General features: G+C 66.8%; 14 protein-coding genes. 7 read left to right on the plus strand and 7 right to left on the minus strand.

The genetic code is table 11. The features are described 5' to 3' along the window. The first annotated feature begins 73 nt into the window (after positions 1-73). The 5 genes from msrC (at position 74) to QRN13_RS02755 (ending at position 5,677) form a co-directional block, all read left to right on the plus strand. Positions 74-571, plus strand: a complete 498-nt coding sequence (msrC, locus tag QRN13_RS02735; protein WP_055753342.1) for a free L-methionine (R)-S-oxide reductase MsrC — start codon at positions 74-76, stop codon at positions 569-571. A 59-nt stretch (positions 572-630) separates the two neighbouring features. Beyond that, positions 631-1,308, plus strand: a complete 678-nt coding sequence (locus QRN13_RS02740; protein WP_284876751.1) for an SDR family NAD(P)-dependent oxidoreductase — start codon at positions 631-633, stop codon at positions 1,306-1,308. After that, entirely contained in the window at positions 1,308-2,138 is an 831-nt protein-coding gene (locus QRN13_RS02745; RefSeq protein ID WP_284876752.1) for an HpcH/HpaI aldolase/citrate lyase family protein, read from the plus strand. The genes QRN13_RS02740 and QRN13_RS02745 overlap by 1 nt, the downstream gene beginning before the upstream one ends. A 215-nt stretch (positions 2,139-2,353) precedes the next feature. Then, positions 2,354-4,408, plus strand: a complete 2,055-nt coding sequence (locus QRN13_RS02750; RefSeq protein ID WP_284876753.1) for a capsule polysaccharide biogenesis protein — start codon at positions 2,354-2,356, stop codon at positions 4,406-4,408. 114 nt (positions 4,409-4,522) lie between these two features. Further along, a complete protein-coding gene (locus QRN13_RS02755; RefSeq protein WP_284876754.1) occupies positions 4,523-5,677 on the plus strand; it encodes a beta-ketoacyl-ACP synthase III in 1,155 nt (384 codons plus the stop codon). A gap of 4 nt (positions 5,678-5,681) precedes the next feature. On the opposite strand, the gene QRN13_RS02760 is transcribed toward QRN13_RS02755, so the two are convergent. Further along, positions 5,682-6,143 carry a DoxX family protein gene (locus tag QRN13_RS02760; RefSeq protein WP_284876755.1) on the minus strand — a complete coding sequence of 154 codons (462 nt, stop codon included), beginning with the start codon at positions 6,141-6,143 and terminating at the stop codon, positions 5,682-5,684. A gap of 41 nt (positions 6,144-6,184) precedes the next feature. Continuing rightward, positions 6,185-7,390, minus strand: a complete 1,206-nt coding sequence (locus QRN13_RS02765) for a M48 family metallopeptidase (protein WP_284876756.1) — start codon at positions 7,388-7,390, stop codon at positions 6,185-6,187. A 145-nt stretch (positions 7,391-7,535) separates the two neighbouring features. Between QRN13_RS02765 and QRN13_RS02770 the strand changes: the two genes are divergently transcribed. Next, on the plus strand, positions 7,536-7,796 hold the full coding sequence (locus QRN13_RS02770; RefSeq protein ID WP_105625219.1) for a hypothetical protein: 261 nt from the start codon (positions 7,536-7,538) through the stop codon (positions 7,794-7,796). 72 nt (positions 7,797-7,868) lie between these two features. On the opposite strand, the gene QRN13_RS02775 is transcribed toward QRN13_RS02770, so the two are convergent. Next, positions 7,869-8,396: a porin family protein gene (locus QRN13_RS02775; RefSeq protein WP_284876757.1), complete on the minus strand. Its 528-nt coding sequence runs from the start codon at positions 8,394-8,396 to the stop codon at positions 7,869-7,871. Between the two features lie 232 nt (positions 8,397-8,628). Then, entirely contained in the window at positions 8,629-11,310 is a 2,682-nt protein-coding gene (ppdK, locus tag QRN13_RS02780; RefSeq protein ID WP_350224831.1) for a pyruvate, phosphate dikinase, read from the minus strand. A gap of 208 nt (positions 11,311-11,518) precedes the next feature. On the opposite strand from ppdK, the gene QRN13_RS02785 reads away from it, so the two are divergent. Further along, positions 11,519-11,872, plus strand: a complete 354-nt coding sequence (locus QRN13_RS02785; protein WP_284876760.1) for an endonuclease domain-containing protein — start codon at positions 11,519-11,521, stop codon at positions 11,870-11,872. 157 nt (positions 11,873-12,029) lie between these two features. Here the strand turns inward: QRN13_RS02785 and glyS are convergent, their stop codons facing one another. The 3 genes from glyS to QRN13_RS02800 form a co-directional block, all read right to left on the minus strand. Continuing rightward, on the minus strand, positions 12,030-14,228 hold the full coding sequence (gene glyS / locus QRN13_RS02790; protein ID WP_284876762.1) for a glycine--tRNA ligase subunit beta: 2,199 nt from the start codon (positions 14,226-14,228) through the stop codon (positions 12,030-12,032). Beyond that, on the minus strand, positions 14,228-15,121 hold the full coding sequence (locus tag QRN13_RS02795) for a glycine--tRNA ligase subunit alpha (protein ID WP_055805924.1): 894 nt from the start codon (positions 15,119-15,121) through the stop codon (positions 14,228-14,230). Before QRN13_RS02795 ends, glyS begins: the two co-directional genes overlap by 1 nt. A 100-nt stretch (positions 15,122-15,221) precedes the next feature. Next, positions 15,222-16,118, minus strand: a complete 897-nt coding sequence (locus QRN13_RS02800; protein WP_165117952.1) for a fasciclin domain-containing protein — start codon at positions 16,116-16,118, stop codon at positions 15,222-15,224. Between the last annotated feature and the right edge of the window lie 132 nt (positions 16,119-16,250).

Here is a 16,250-nt window from a genome sequence, read left to right on the forward strand (position 1 = left end):
GAATGACGGCCCCCTCCCCTTCGGCCGGCCGCTCGCCTATATCGCCAGCCTGTCCCGCTCCGGAGTTTCCCTGATGGCCTATGTCGCCCGCAATGATCGTCCCGCCGACAAGGCGGCGCGCTATCTGGAGGTCGAGGCGGAAGTCCTGGCCGTGCTGGACGGCGAGCCGAATGTGACGGCGCGAATGGCGACGGTGGCGTCGATGCTGGCCGATGCGTTCGAGCACTATTTCTGGACCGGCTTCTATGTCGTGGCGCCGGACAAGGCGGACGAACTGGTGGTCGGGCCTTACCAGGGGACGCTGGGGTGCCTGCGCATCGCGTTCGGGCGCGGGGTGTGCGGCGCGGCCGCAGCGACCGGCCAGACGCAGTTGGTCGAGGACGTGCACGCCTTCCCCGGCCATATCGCCTGCGACAGCCGTTCGGCCAGCGAGATCGTGGTGCCCGTGCGCGACGCATCCGGCGCTCTGATCGCGGTGTTCGACGTGGATGCGACGACGCCGGCCGCCTTCGATACGGACGATCAGGAGGCGCTGGAGCGGTTGATGGCGAAGGTGTTCGCCGACGCTTGATCGGGCCGGTTGATCCGGCCGCAGCCGGCTCTATGGTCCCCGGCGACATGGAGGAGCGGATGATGCAGCGGACAGTCGCAATCACGGGCGGACACGGCGTCCTGGGCCGGGCGGTGCTGGAGGCGGCGCTGAAAGCCGGTTGGCAGGTCGCGGTCATCGACCATGCCTCGGGCCATGCCGTGCCCGACAACGTGCTGGAGGTCGGCGGGGTCGATCTGACGGACGCCGGCCAGGCGCAGAAGTCCGTCGATGCTGTGATCGCGCGGTTCGGGCGGCTGGACGCCCTGCTGAACATCGCCGGCGGCTTTGTCTGGCAGACGACCGACGATGCGGAACCGGCTTGGGACCGGATGTATGCGCTGAACGTCACCACCGCCGTCAACGCCAGCCGCGCCGCCCTGTCGGCGCTGAAGGCTTCGCCCGAGGGACGGATCGTCAACGTCGGCTCGGCCGCCGCGTTGAAGGCCGGGGCCGGCATGGGGGCCTATGGGGCGGCCAAGGCCGGGGTCCACGCCCTGACCCAGGCGCTGGCCGAGGAGCTGAAGACGACATCCGTCACCGTCAACGCCGTCCTGCCGTCGATCATCGACACGCCGACGAACCGTCAGGACATGCCCGACGCCGACCCGGCGGCCTGGGTCGCGCCGGCCGATCTGGCCGCGATAATCCTGTTCCTGGCCTCGCCCGAGAGCCGGGCCATGACCGGCTCCCTGGTGCCCGTTACGGGCCGCGTTTGATGCGCAGCGACCGGGTCCGCAGCGTCCTTTATCTGCCCGCCTCCAATGCACGGGCGATCGAGAAGGCGCGGACGCTGGATTGCGATGTCGCCGTGCTGGACCTGGAAGATGCTGTGGCGCCCGAGGCCAAGGCTGACGCCCGCGAAGCCGCCGTCGCGGCGGTTCGCGGCGGGGGCTTCGGGCCGCGCCTGGGCGTGCGGATCAATGGGCTGGACACCGATTGGGGGCTGGACGATCTGGCGGCGATGAAGGCGGCGGGAGCTACGTTGGTCGTCGCGCCCAAGGTTGAGACGCCCGACGCCGTGCACGCCCTGTCCGCCGGCCTGGCCGAGGGCTGCGCCCTGTGGGCCATGATCGAGACGCCGCGCGCGCTGATGGCCCTGGCCGACATCGCCACGTCGGATGGGGCGCTGGACGGGCTGATGCTAGGGGTCAACGACCTCGCCAAGGCGTTGGGGACGGCGGCGTCGCCGGATCGCGAACCGTTCAAGCCGTGGCTGGCGATGCTGGTCGCCGCCGCGCGGGCCAACGGATTGCTGGCCATCGACGGGGTGTTCAACCGGATCGAGGATGCCGAAGGCCTGGCGGCCGAGGCACTGCAGGGGCGACTGTACGGGTTCGACGGCAAGAGCCTGATCCACCCGTCGCAGATCGCGGCCGCCAACGCCGCCTTCTCGCCGTCCGAAGCCGAGATCGCCGATGCGCGAGCGATCGTCGCCGCCTTCGATGCGCCAGACGCCGAGGGGCGGGGCGCGATCCGCGTGAACGGGGCGATGGTCGAGCGGCTGCATCTGGAGCAGGCGAAGGCCTTGCTGGCCCGGGCGGGCTGACCGGCTGTCTCCTCCCCACTCGTGGGGAGGGGGACCGCGAAGCGGTGGAGGGGCTCTGGAAGTCCCGCAGGCCCCCGTGATGCGGTGCAGAACCCCTCCGTCTCTCCGCTGCGCTTCGAGCCACCTCCCCATGAAATGGGGAGGAGACGGGTGCGAACCCTAGCCGCCTTTACGCAACCGCCCTAAACCTCGCGTCGAAACTCAGCGGACTCGCCTTGCCCCTACCCTCCGACACGCCTTCGAAAATCCCGGCCTGGGTCTGTGCGCCCGGCGTGCTGAAAGTCCCGTTCCTCGACGTGTTTCTGGCCGACTACGAGCTGCGTCGGTTGCCAGGCGAGGACGTGCAAGCGGTGCTGGGCTGGGGGATGAAGCCGACGGCGGCGGCGGGGCGACGGTGGGCGCAGAAGAACGGGCGGCCCTATGTGGCGCTGGAGGACGGGTTCCTAAGATCGGTCGGGATCGGCGAGGCGGGGGCGACCAGCCTGAGCCTCATCGTCGACGATCTGGGCGTCTATTATGATGCGACGCGGCCCAGTCGGTTGGAGCATCTGATCCAGACGGCCGACGACTGGTGCGACGCCGCCATGACCGTGCGGGCGCGCGGGTTGATCGACCGGATCGTGGCGTCTGGCGTGTCCAAGACCAATATGGGCGGGCCGCTGGATCCGGGCCTGCTGAAACCCGGTCGGCGTGTGCTGATCGTGGACCAGACGTTTGGAGACGCCTCAATCGCCTGTGGCCTCGCGACGGCCCAGAGCTTCGATGAGATGATCGCCGCCGCGCGGCGCGACGAGCCGGACGCCCAGTTGATCGTCAAACGCCATCCGGCGGTAGCGGCGGGCAAGAAGCGCGGCTGCGTGACGGACCTGACGGGCGTCACTCTGGTCGATACGGATGTACGGCCCGCCGACCTGCTGGCGGCGGTGGATGCTGTCTATTGCGTCACCTCGGCGCTGGGCTTCGAGGCGCTGTTGCGCGGCCTGCCGGTGCGGTGTTTCGGTGCGCCCTTCTATTCCGGCTGGGGTCTGACGACCGATGCGGTCCAGACGGGGCGGCGCGGCGTCGCGCGGTCGATCGAACAGGTCGCCGCCGCCGCCCTGATCGCCTACAGCCGCTATGTCGATCCCGTCACCGGCGAACGGTGCGAGGCCGAACAGGCGCTGGAGCGATTGATCGCGTTGCGCGACCGGGCCGACCGACTAGCGGGCTTTTGGTCGGCAGTCGGGTTCGCCCCCGCCAAGCGTCCGCCGGTGCGCCGCCTGCTGAACTCGCCCAAGGCGACGATGCGTTATTTCATGTCGCCGTCGCGCGCCGCCGCCCATGCGACCGCCACCAACGGCCGACTGATCTGGTGGGCGGGCAAGGAGAGCGAGGCGACGCGTCAGGCGGCGGCTGCATTTGACGGCCCGACCGTGCGGATGGAAGACGGCTTTATCCGTTCGCGGGGCTTGGGGTCCGACTTCGTCGGCGCCCTGTCGGTCGCCCTGGACGATCAGGGCGTCTATTACGATCCGTCGCGGCCTTCGCGGCTGGAAACCCTGATCGAAACCTCGGACCTGTCGCCGGTTCAGCTGGCGCGGGCCGCCGCCCTGCGGACGCGCGTGGTCGATGCCGGCCTGTCGAAATACAATCTGAGGGGTCAGGCGCCGACGGACTGGCCTGTTGATCGCGACATCCTGCTGGTCGTTGGTCAGGTCGAGAACGACAAGTCGATCCTGCTGGGCTGTGCGCCGGATCTGAACACCAACTCGGCCCTGGTGGAGGCGGCGCGGCGCGATCATCCGGACGCCTTTCTGGTCTATCGCAATCACCCCGACGTGCTGGCGGGCAACCGGCCTGGGCGACTGGACGCCGGGGCCATGGCCTCGGTCGATGCGGTGGGCGACGGGCTGGATATCATCGACTGTCTGAGCGCCTGTCGCCGGGTGGCGACCCTGACCTCACTGACCGGGTTCGAGGCCCTGATGCGGGGCAAGGCGGTGTCGGTCTATGGCCGGCCCTTCTATGCCGGATGGGGACTGACCGACGACCGGCTGACGTTCGAGCGCCGCAGCCGCCGCGCCGGCGTCGATCACCTGGTCCACGCCGCCCTGATCGCCTATCCCCTCTATGTCACGCCCGAGGGCTGGCCCTGCGAGGCCGAGGATCTGGTGGACCGGCTGATCGCCGCGCGCGACCAGCCGACCCCCAAGGCGCCGCGCGGCCAGGTCCAGCGCTGGGCCGCCGGCGTCATCGCCAGTCTCGACCGCAAGCCGCCGCCGTCCTATTGACGCGTTCTGATAGGAAACGGACTGTCCTCAAGCAGCAAGGTCCCGCGGGCCGAGCGATAGGAACACACTCCTCAAGCAGCGAGACGCCGCGCGTCGAGCGATAGGAACCACAAAGTGTCGAATGCAGTGATCGCCGCCACCGGCCTCTTCACCCCCGAACAGTCGGTCTCGAACGCCGAACTGGTCGACAGCTACAACGCCTGGGCTGACGGCTGGAACGCCCGCCACGCCGCCCAGATCGAGGCCGGCGAGCTGGAGGCCAAGTCGCACTCCTCGCCCGAATTCATCGAGAAGGCGTCGGGCATCAAGAGCCGGTTCGTGTTGGACAAGGCCGGAATCATCGACCCCGAGCGGATGGCGCCGAACCTGGCCGAACGGTCCAACGACGAAATCTCGATCCTGGCCGAGATGGCGGTCAAGGCGGCGCGTCAGGCGATTGAGGCCTGGGGCAAGCCGGTCAGCGAGATCGGCGCGGTCCTGTGCGCCGCATCGAACATGCAGCGCGCCTATCCGGCCATGGCGATCGAGGTTCAGCAGGCCCTGGGCATCGAGGGGTTCGCCTTCGACATGAATGTGGCGTGCAGCTCGGCGACCTTCGGCATCAAGACGGCGGCGGACTTCATCGCCGGCGGCTCGGTCAAGGCCGTGCTGATGGTCAATCCGGAAGTCTGTTCGGCCCACCTGAACTTCACCGACCGCGACAGCCATTTCATCTTCGGCGACGTGGCGACGGCGGTGATCGTGGAGTCGTCGGACACGGCGGGACCCGGCGGCTGGGACGTGCTGGGCACGCGGCTGAAGACGACCTTCTCGAACAACATCCGCAACAACTTCGGCTTCCTGAATCGCAACGCGCGCGACACCGCGCATCTGGACAGCCCCGAGGCCGACGACAGCATCCAGAACGACAAGCTGTTCATCCAGCAGGGCCGCAAGGTCTTCCGCGACGTGGTGCCGATGGTGTCGGACATGATCGTGGATCACGCCAGCGAACTGGGCCTGGATCCGCACGAGCTAAAGCGCCTTTGGCTGCACCAGGCCAACATCAACATGAACACGATGATCGGCAAGAAGGTGCTGGGTCGCGAGCCGTCGGCCGATGAGAACGTCATCATCCTGGACAAATACGCCAACACCTCCTCGGCCGGGTCGATCATCGCCTTCCACCTGCACAACGACGGATTCGAGGCGGGCGATACGGGGCTGATCTGCAGCTTCGGTGCCGGCTATTCGGCCGGGACGGTCTTTGTCAGGAAGCGCGCGGCCTGAAGCCTCAAAGCCGGGGCAGGAACAGGACGAAGTCCAGGCTCCACACCCCCGGCCCGTTGGCGATCAGCCAGACCAGGATGACCATCAGCAGGGTCTCGGGCAGGTCGAAATAGCTGGAGAGGCGATAGCCGAGGCTGGTTCCCTCCACCGACTTTGACGCCACCGTCACCAGGGCGACCAGGCTGATGATCAGCAGCACCAGGGCCGCCAGGCTGGTGAACAGGCCCATGATCAGCAGGGCGCCGAAGGCGAACTCGCACACCGAGACGAACTTGGCGGTCTGGCGCGGCGCGGCGATGCCGGCCTCGACCATCGTCTTCTGCATCTTCTCGGCCTGGGCCGGGGTGAACAGTTTGTAGAAGCCGGACAGGAAGAACATTCCCCCGACCACGACCCGCGCGATCAGGGGCGCGATGTCCATCAGGGCCGGAACGCCCAGGCCGAGGCCGCGATAAAGGTCGATCATGGGGCGAAGGCTCCGCTTGGAATGGCGAAGCCTTCAATGCCCTAAGGACGCGTCGGTTGCTCTGCCAAGGCTTGGGCGGGATGCGTCGCCTTCCATTCCATGGCGCGGCGGATGCGGTTCTCCACGCTGGGGTGATCGTAGAACAGGAACTCCTCGATCGCCGACGGCGATGGCGCGCGGTATTCAGCGGTCTTGATCAGGGCCTTGGACAGGCCGTCCGGCGCATTGGCGTGAACCAGCGAGAAGTGGTCGGCGTCCTCCTCCATCGTGCGGGTCATGGTGGCGAAGACCGGGGTGCCCAGCACGCCCAAGAAGGCCAGCACCAGGGCCAGGACCGGCAGACCCGCAGGGTCGGCGATGTCGCCTACGCGATCCGCCTTCAGCAGACGATGCGCCACTGGATAGAGCCGGTCGGTCAGCCAGAAGGCCAGCACCGACAGGAGGACCAAAATGCCGACGGTCCAGAGAATGTGCGCCCGGACATAGTGGCCCATCTCGTGGCCGATCACGCCGCGCACCTCGGCCAGATCCGCGCCCTGTTTGAACATGGTGTCGCTCATCGCCACCCGCGCCGTACCGAACAGGCCCGAGACATTGGCGGTGTAGCGGTCGGACTGTTTGGAGCCGTTGTAGATGAAGATCTTGTCCGACGGCGTGCCCGTCTGTTTGGCCAGGGTCACGACGGCGTCGCGCACCGGCCCGTTTGGCGCGGGCGTGTAGGTGTTGAAGATCGGCTCGATCACCAGGGGCGCGAGCACCAGGCCGATGACGATGAAGGCCGCCGTCACGCCGGCCGCCCAGGCCCACCAGAACCGACGCGCGCGCCGGATCAGGGCATAGATCGCCACGAGCAGCAGCGAGGTCGCCACGACCGAAATCGCTGCGCCGATCACAGCCTCGCCCAGCCAGCCGCCCAGGGCCTGGCTGGTCAGTCCATACTGTTTCTCTCGCCACCAGCCCTGATAGATCGCCCACGGCAGGGTCAGCGCCCAGCTCATGCCCGAATAGACCAGGGCGACGGCGAAACTGGCCAGGATCGGCCGACGACGGCGACGTTCGATCCGGCTGCGGATCGCGACCAGCAGGCCGGTACGCACGATGATCCAGGCGACCAGGGCCGAGACCAGGAAGCTCCACAGGATCAGCCAATGCGAACCGTGGGTATAGGCGATGGCCCGGGCCGTTTCCTGGGGCGACAAGGTCGCCAGCCATTGGGCCGTCGCGGCCGCCGGATCGAAATTCGTCATGGTTTTCTCCCTTGAGAGAACCAAACCGCGCGACCCGCGTTGTGTCAGGTTAATTCGCATCCATGATGATTCTCGCCCGGCCACGCTTGAATCTTTCACGACTTTTTGTCACGCATTCTCCTGTCGAGAACAGGGGATGTCCCGAATGGCTCACAAGACGCCCAAGCAGGTCCTGGAAAGCTTGGCTCATGATATCGCCACCGTGTTGAAGAGCATGGGTGGCTCGGCGCATCAGAACATGGTGGTCGATTGCGTGGCGGCGATGAAGCGCCAGCGCGGCGAGGCGGTCAACCCGCCCGATCTTCGACAAAAGATCATCGAGACCTTTGAATACTATCGCGACTGGTTCGTTCGCCCGTTCGGCGAAGGCTCGCAGCGTTGGGCCCTGGCCGGCGACTTCGGCTGATTTCACTGTTCTGAACGAAAAAGGCGCGCTCCCTGCGGAGCGCGCCTTCGTCGTTAGGACTGATCGATCAGATCAGAAGCGACGGATGTAGCTGACCGAATAGGCGTCGGCTTCACCACCGTTGTCGCGGTAGTCGCGACGGGTCCAGTCGGCGCGCACGCCGTTGACGCCGTCCAGGTAGTAGTTGGCGCCGGCGCCGTAGTTCCAGCTGTCGCCGCCCACGTCGGTGTTGGCGCCCGGGAACTTCTGCTTCAGCTCGGTGTGGCCGTAGCCGCCGCGTGCGAACAGTTCCAGCTTGTCAGAGACCGGCACCTTGCCGACCACGTAGCCGGCGGCGTCCCACTCGTGTTTGATCTCGCCATCGACGCCCGCGACGGTGAAGTCGTCATGATTCACGCCGACCGAGGCTTCGGTTTCCACAGCGATGTAACGGTTGAGGTTGACGCCAAGACGACCGGTGACAGCGCCCGTCGTTGCATTGTCGCCTTCAAGATGAGTGTAGCCCAGCGAGCCGTAACCACGCGGCTCAGGGTTGGTTTGAGCAAAGGCCGGAGCGGCGATTGCGGAAACGGCGACAGCAGCGAGAAGAATGTTACGCATTGTTTCTTATTAACTCCTAGATGTGATGACCGAGCCGATCATCAGCCCCATCCAGCGAGTGCTTAAATAGGTCACAGCGTCATCTGTTCCAGAGGCCCGAAAACACGACGAATGCCTGTGGACGCCGGGACACATACAGCGTTCCGTCAAGATCGGCGACTTTGTGGCGCCGCAGCAAAAAGGGCGGCCTCGACCGAGACCGCCCTTCTTGGGTTCGTCTTGCTGAGAAGGCCTAGCGGTCCTTCTCGCGCTCCACGTTCAGCGCGGCCTGGGCCGCCGCCAGACGGGCGATCGGCACGCGGTAGGGCGAGCAGGAGACGTAATCCAGCCCGGCCTGTTCGCAGAAGGCGATCGACGACGGGTCGCCGCCATGTTCGCCGCAGATGCCCAGCTTGACCTCGGGCCGGACCTTGCGCCCGCGCTCGGCGGCGATCTCGATCAGGCCGCCCACGCCGTCTTGGTCCAGACGCACGAACGGATCGGCTTCGAAGATGCCCTTGTCCAGATAGGCCTGCAGGAACCGGCCGGAATCGTCGCGCGAAATGCCGAACGTCGTCTGGGTCAGGTCGTTGGTGCCGAAGCTGAAGAACTGGGCGTATTCGGCGAGGTCGCCTGCACGGATGGCGGCGCGCGGCAGTTCGATCATCGTGCCGACCAAGTAGTCGAGGCTCTGGCCCGTCTCCTCGAACACGGCCTTGGCCGTGCGGTCGGTCAGCTCGCGCAGATATTTCATCTCCAGGCCCAGGGCGACCAGGGGGTGCATGATCTCCGGCAGGGGCGCGGCGCCCGACTTCTGCTTGACCTCCAGCGCCGCCTCGATGATGGCGCGGACCTGCATCTCATAGATTTCGGGATAGGCGACGCCCAGCCGGCAGCCGCGGTGGCCCAGCATGGGGTTGGTCTCGTGCAGTTCCTTGGCGCGACGCTTCAGCTTCTCGGCGTCGATGCCGGACGAGGCGGCCAGGGCGTCGATGTCTTCCTCGGTATGGGGGATGAACTCGTGCAGCGGCGGGTCCAGCAGGCGCACCGTCACCGGCAGGCCGGCCATGATCTCGAACAGTTCGACGAAGTCCGACTTCTGGAACGGCGCGATCTTGGCCAAGGCCGCGCGACGGCCCTTCTCGTCGTCGGCCAGGATCATCTCGCGCACGGCGGCGATCCGGGTGTCGTCGAAGAACATATGCTCGGTGCGGCACAGGCCGATGCCCTCGGCGCCGAAGCCGCGCGCGGTCTTGGCGTCCAGCGGGGTCTCGGCGTTGGCGCGGACCTTCAGGCGGCGCACCTTGTCCGCCCACCCCATCAGGGTCTGGAAGTCGCCGGTCAGTTCGGGCTCGATCATGGGCACGGCGCCGTCCAGCACCTCGCCCTTGGAGCCGTCGATGGTGATGACCTCGCCGGCCTTGAAGGTGCGGCCGCGCGCGGTGAACACGCCCTTGGCTTCGTCGATGTGGATCTCGCCGGCGCCGGAGACGCAGGCCCGCCCCATGCCCCGCGCCACGACGGCGGCGTGGCTGGTCATGCCGCCGCGGGCGGTGACGATGCCGCGCGCCGCATGCATGCCGTGGATGTCTTCGGGGCTGGTCTCTTCGCGCACCAGGATGACCGCCTCGCCCAGACCCGACATGCGCTCGGCCTCGTCGGCGTCGAAGACGATCTTGCCGGTCGCGGCGCCAGGCGAGGCCGGCAAGCCGGCGGCGACCACGGTGCGCGCCGCATCGGGGTCCAGCGTCGGGTGCAGCAGCTGGTCCAGCGCCGACGGCTCGACCCGACTGATGGCCTCTTCCTGAGAGATCACACCCTCGGCGGCGAGGTCCACGGCGACCTTCAGCGCCGACTTGGCGGTGCGTTTGCCGTTGCGGGTCTGCAGCATCCACAGACGGCCTTGTTCAACCGTGAACTCGATGTCCTGCATGTCGCGGTAGTGGCTTTCCAGCTTGCCGACGACGTCGACGAACTGGGCGAACACCTCGGGCATGGCCTCTTCCATCGAGGGGGCGGTCTCGCCCATCTCCTCGCGGCCGATCTTGGTCAGGGACTGCGGCGTGCGGATGCCGGCGACCACGTCTTCGCCCTGGGCGTTGATCAGGAACTCGCCGTACAGGCGCGCCTCGCCGGTCGAGGGGTTGCGGGTAAAGGCCACGCCGGTCGCCGACGTCTCACCCATATTGCCGAACACCATCGACTGGACGTTGACGGCCGTGCCCCAGCTTTCAGGGATGTCGTGCATGCGGCGATAGAATTTCGCCCGGTCGTTCATCCAGCTTTCGAACACGGCGCCCACGGCGCCCCACAGCTGGTCCTTGGGATCCTGCGGGAAGGCGTGACCCAGTTCGCGCTCGACCACGGCCTTGTAGTCGGCGACCACCTTCTCCCAATCGGCGGCGGTCAGGTCAGTATCGACTGTGACGCCCAGGCGATCCTTGTGCTGGTCCAGCACCTCTTCGAAATCGTCGTGGCTGAGGCCCAGCACGACGTTGGAATACATGGTGATGAAACGGCGATAGCTGTCGAAGGCGAAGCGACGGTCGCCCGACAGCTTGGCCAGACCTTCGACCGTCTGGTCGTTCAGGCCCAGGTTCAGCACCGTGTCCATCATACCCGGCATGGACGCGCGCGCGCCTGACCGCACCGACACCAGCAGCGGGTTTTCGACATCGCCGAAAATCTTGCCGACCACGCCCTCGACCTTGGCCAGGGCGGCCTGGACCTGAGTGTCCAGATCGGCCGGATAGGTCTCGTTGTTGGCGTAATAGTGGGTGCAAACCTCGGTGGTGACCGTGAAGCCCGGAGGAACCGGCAGACCCAGCGACGACATTTCCGCCAGATTGGCGCCCTTGCCGCCGAGAAGGTTCTTCATCGACGCGTCGCCGTCGGCGGAGCCTCCGCCGAAGCCGTACACCCACTGAGTCATCATGCAGTCCCTGAGCTTTTCGGATCGTCCGGCGGGTTGGCCCCGCTCGCACATGCAGCATGATCTAGCGCGTGAGAGCGGCCTTGACCATTGCGGATGTAACAATGCGTGAGGGGGTGTGCGGTTTCCAGGCGACGTGTGCGCACAACCTTGACGTCATCGTCTCCTCCCCATGAAATGGGGAGGAGACCGTGAAGCGGTGGAGGGGTTGTTGACGCATGAAGGCTCCGTCTCGCGCGCCCGCATCCTGCGCCGCGCCCTGACCCCGCCCGAAGCGCGATTGTGGGTCCACCTGCGCCGCCGCGCTCTGGACGGTCTGAAATTCCGTCGCCAGCATCCGGCGGGCCTCTATGTGCTCGACTTTTATTGCGCCGAGGCGATGCTCGCGGTCGAGGTCGATGGCGAAAGCCACGAAGGCCGAGGCGAACACGACGCTCGACGCACGCGCTGGCTTGCGACCCAGGGCATTGCGGTCATCCGCGTCTCGGCCGAACAGGTGCGGGTGGACTTAGGCGACGTGCTCGAGTTCATCGCCGACAGGGCGAGAGACCGAATCCGAAGCTGAAACACCCCGTCTCCTCCCCATGAAATGGGGAGGTGGCGCGGCGCGCTTGCGCCGTGACGGAGGGGTTCTTCACCACGTCGCAGCCGTGAGACGTCAAGAGCCCCTCCACCGCTGCGCGGTCCCCCTCCCCACGCGTGGGGAGGAGACGATGCGGCCCCTACCCCGCGATCTGGCCGAAGTCGGCGACCTGGCCCATGACGTCGCGGACCTGGCCCAGCAGTTTCAGCCGGTTCGCGCGTTCTGCGGGGATGTCGGAGTTGACCAGAACGTCGTCGAAGAAGCGGTCCACGGGCGCGCGCAGGCGCGCCAGGGCCGTCATGGCGGCGGCGAAGTCCTCGGTCTCCAGCGCGGCCTCGACGGCGGTGCGGGCGGCGCCGACGGCGAAGGCCAGGGTGGTCTCGGCCTCGGGCTGATTGTGCAGGCCGGTCTGGACCATGCCGGTGGGCAGCGAGCCCTTCTTCTCCTCAGCGCGCAGGATATTGGAGGCGCGCTTGTAGCCGGCCAGCAGATTGGCCCCGTCGTCGGTGGCGAGGAAGGCGGCCAGCGCCTCCACCCGACGCACGATGCGAACGAGGTCGTCGTCGCCCAAAGCGAAGACGGCCGCGACGAGGTCGTGGCGTTGGCCTTTGTCGCGCAGGAGGACGGTCAGGCGGTCGGCGAAGAAGGTGCTGACCTCCATCGCAATGGAAAAGGCTTTATCACTCGTTTGAGCAACCATCTCGGACGCTCGACTAGGGCTTAAAAGCGCAAGGCTTTCCTCGGCAGCAACCTGAGCGGATGGGATACCGAACTGATCGCGCAACGCTAGAGCTAACGTGACTGCTTGTTCGGCATTCTCACGGTCAGGGTAAGTCAGCGCATGTGCGATGGTCGCTGGCATAAATCGGATGAGACTCAGCCGCAGATCATTCTCCAGCACCAGCCGGATCACGCCCAGCGCCGCTCTGCGCAGGGCGAACGGGTCCTTCGACCCCGTGGGCTTCTCGTCGATGGCGAAGAAGCCGACCAAGGTGTCCAGCTTGTCGGCCAAAGCCACAGCCACAGTGACAAGCGCGGTCGGGACCGTGTCGGCGGGGCCTTGCGGCTTGTAGTGGTCGCGCACGGCGTCGGCGATCGCGTCGGAATGGCCGGCGAGACGGGCGTAATAGCCGCCCATGATCCCCTGCAGTTCCGGGAATTCGCTGACCATGCCCGACAGCAGGTCGGCCTTGGACAGGCGGGCGGCGGTTTCGGCCTCGTCGGCGTCGGCGCCGACCAGCGGCGCAATCTCGCGCGCCAGAGCAGCGATGCGCTCGACGCGCTCGGCCAGGGTGCCCAGTTTGGCGTGGAAGGTGACGCCAGACAGTTTGGCGTTCCAGGCGTCGAATCCGACCTTCTGGTCCTCATCCCAGAAGAAACGCGCGTCGTTCAGGCGGGCGCTCAGGACGCGGCTGTTGCCGGCGGCCAGGGCCTTGCCGCCGTCGGTGGCCTCGACATTGGCGACGACCAGGAAGTTGGGGGCCAGGCCATCCTTGGACGGATCGCGAACGGCGAAATACTTCTGGTGCACCTTCATCGACAGGCGCACGACTTCCGGCGGCAGGGCCAGGAACTGCGGGTCCATATCGCCCAGGATCGGGGTCGGCCATTCGGCCAAACCCGCCACCTCGTCCAGCAGGCCGTCGTCATCGACAAGGGCGAGGCCGCGCGCGGCGCAGGCGGCCTTGGCCTGTTCCAGAATGCGTAGCTTGCGATCGGCGACGTCCAGCAGGACGAAGTTCTTTTCCAGTTGGGTGCGGTAGTCGACGAAGTCGCTGACCTTCAGCGGCTGGCCCGAGCCCAGGAAGCGGTGCCCCTCGGTGATCGCGTCGGATGAAATGCCGTCGATCTCGAACGGGACCACCTTGCCGTCGAACAGGCACAGAATGCGCTTGATCGGACGCACCCAGCGCAGCGTGCCGGACCCCCAACGCATCGACTTCGGCCAGGGGAAGGTGCGGACGACCTGATCCACCGTCTCGGCGACCAGATCGGTCGTGGCGCGGCCCTTGGACGACAGGACGGCGAACAGGACGCCGTCGCGCTCGGTTAGCTGATCGCGCGTCAGGCCGGTCTTGCGCAGGAAGCCTTCCAGCGCCTGTTCGGGGGCCGAGGCGCGCGGGCCCTTGACCTCTTCCTCGCGGTCCGGCGTGGCGGCGGGCAGGCCGTCGATGACCAGCGTCAGGCGGCGCGGACCGGCATAGGTCGTCAGCGCCTCCCACGTCAGGCCGGCGGCCTTCAAACGGTCGGAAACCATCCGCTCCAGGTCGCGCGCGGCGCCCTGCTGCATCCGGGCGGGGATCTCTTCGGAGAAGATTTCGAGGAGAAGTTGGGGCATCAGGCGGTTTTCCGCTCTTGTTCGACGTAGGCGAGGGCGCAGGCTTTGCAGAGTTCGCGGATGCGGCCGATGTAACTCTGGCGTTCGGCGACGGCGATGGCGCCGCGGGCGTCCATCAGGTTGAACAGGTGGCTCGCCTTCAGAACCTGATCGTAGGCGGGCAGGACCAGCGGCTGATCCTGCGGCCCGCGCATGTCCAGCAGGCGCTGGACCTCGCCCACCATGTCCTCGAACCGGCGTTTCAGCCCGTCCACGTCATAGCCGTGGAAGTTGGCTTCCGACTGCTGCCGCTCGTTCTCCAGGAAGACCTCGCCATAGGTCAGGCCCTCCTTGGTGAACTTCAGATCATAGACGTTGTCCACGCCCTGCACATACATGGCCAGACGCTCCAGCCCGTAGGTCAGCTCGCCCGACACCACATCGACCTCGATGCCGCCGACGCCCTGGAAATAGGTGAACTGCGTCACCTCCATCCCGTCGCACCAGACCTCCCAGCCCAGACCCCAGGCGCCGACGGTGGGGTTTTCCCAGTCGTCCTCGACGAAGCGAATGTCGTGCAGTTTCGGATCGATGCCGATGGCCGCCAGCGACCCCAGATACAGCTCCTGAAGGTTGTCCGGGTTCGGCTTCAGGATGACCTGGTATTGGTAATAGTGTTGGAGGCGGTTGGGGTTTTCACCATAGCGGCCGTCGCCGGGGCGGCGGCTGGGCTGGACATAGGCGGCCTTCCACGGCTTGGAGCCGAGCGCGCGCAGGACGGTGGCGGGATGCAGCGTGCCGGCCCCGACCTCGATGTCATAGGGTTGCAGAATGGCGCAGCCCTGCTCGCCCCAATAGCGGTGGAGCGTCAGGATCAGGTCCTGAAACGCGAGCGGCTCGGTCGAGGTGGTCAAATCGGGCTCGTGGGGAGGGGCTGCAAAAAAGACGGCGGACCATAGGGCCCGCCGCCTTCCGCTTCAACACGCTACCGAGCGAGCGCGTGGATGACCCTGATCAGTTCGGGGTCGGCTTGGCTTCGGCCGCGCCGTCGGCGGCGGGATCAGCCGCATCGACCGGCGGGGTGGCCGGGGTATCGACCTGACCATCGGTTGGGTTGACGACCGGCGACGAGGACGTGGTGGTCGTCATCGCGGCGGGCTGGCCGTTCGGCGCGGTCGGGGCCGGCGTCGCTTCAGCAGCCGGCGTCGCCTCAGCGGCCGGAGCGGCGGCTTCGGCGGGCGCGGCGGCCTCTTCATCGCCCATGGCGGCCATGGAATTCGCCGGGTTCAGGACCTTGTCGATCGGGAAGATGGCGCCGTTCGAGGCGTCCAACTCGGCGCTGACCACGGTCGCGCCGTCAGCCTTGATGGCCGAACCGGTGCCGTCCAGCAAAACCTGGCTCTCGGCGGCCGTCTCTACGCCGCCCTTCTTGCCCATGATCTGGTCGGGCGTCACGTCGGCGACGATGACGTGATACAGCAGCAGCTGGCGCAGTTCGGCGGCGTTTGCCGGGTCCATCAGACGGGTACGCTCGGCCTCGGGCACGGCGGCGAAGGCGGCGTCGGTCGGGGCGAAGATCGAGATGGCCGGACGGCTGGCCAGGGTGTCGGTCAGCTGGGCGGCGTCCAGCGCGGCCAGCAGTGTGGTGAACTGACCGCTGGCCTTCAGCTTGTCGACAACGGTTTCGCCGGCGACAGGCGTGGTCGCCTCTGCAGTCGTGGTCGTGGTCGCGGCGGCCTCAGCCGTCGGCGCCGGCGTCTGCGGCATGGCTGGCATAGCCGGATCGGTTTGCGGCATGGTCGCCGGGGCGGGCGTCGTCGTGGTCGCCGGGGCGGTCATGTCCTGGGCGAACGCGGGGGCGGCCATCAGGCTGACGACGGCGGTGGCGGCAAGCAGTTTTGCACGAAGCATGGCGATTTCCTTTTTCCTGTTTGAGGATCGCCACGGGGAGACAGCGACCCGTTCCAGACATCGGAACTGCCGACTCAAATCAGAACGCCGTGATCTGGTTCCGAGATTTCGAAACAATGCGTAACGTTTGTG

This window comes from Brevundimonas sp. MEB006b (assembly GCF_030209705.1).
Classification (GTDB): Bacteria; Pseudomonadota; Alphaproteobacteria; order Caulobacterales; family Caulobacteraceae; genus Brevundimonas.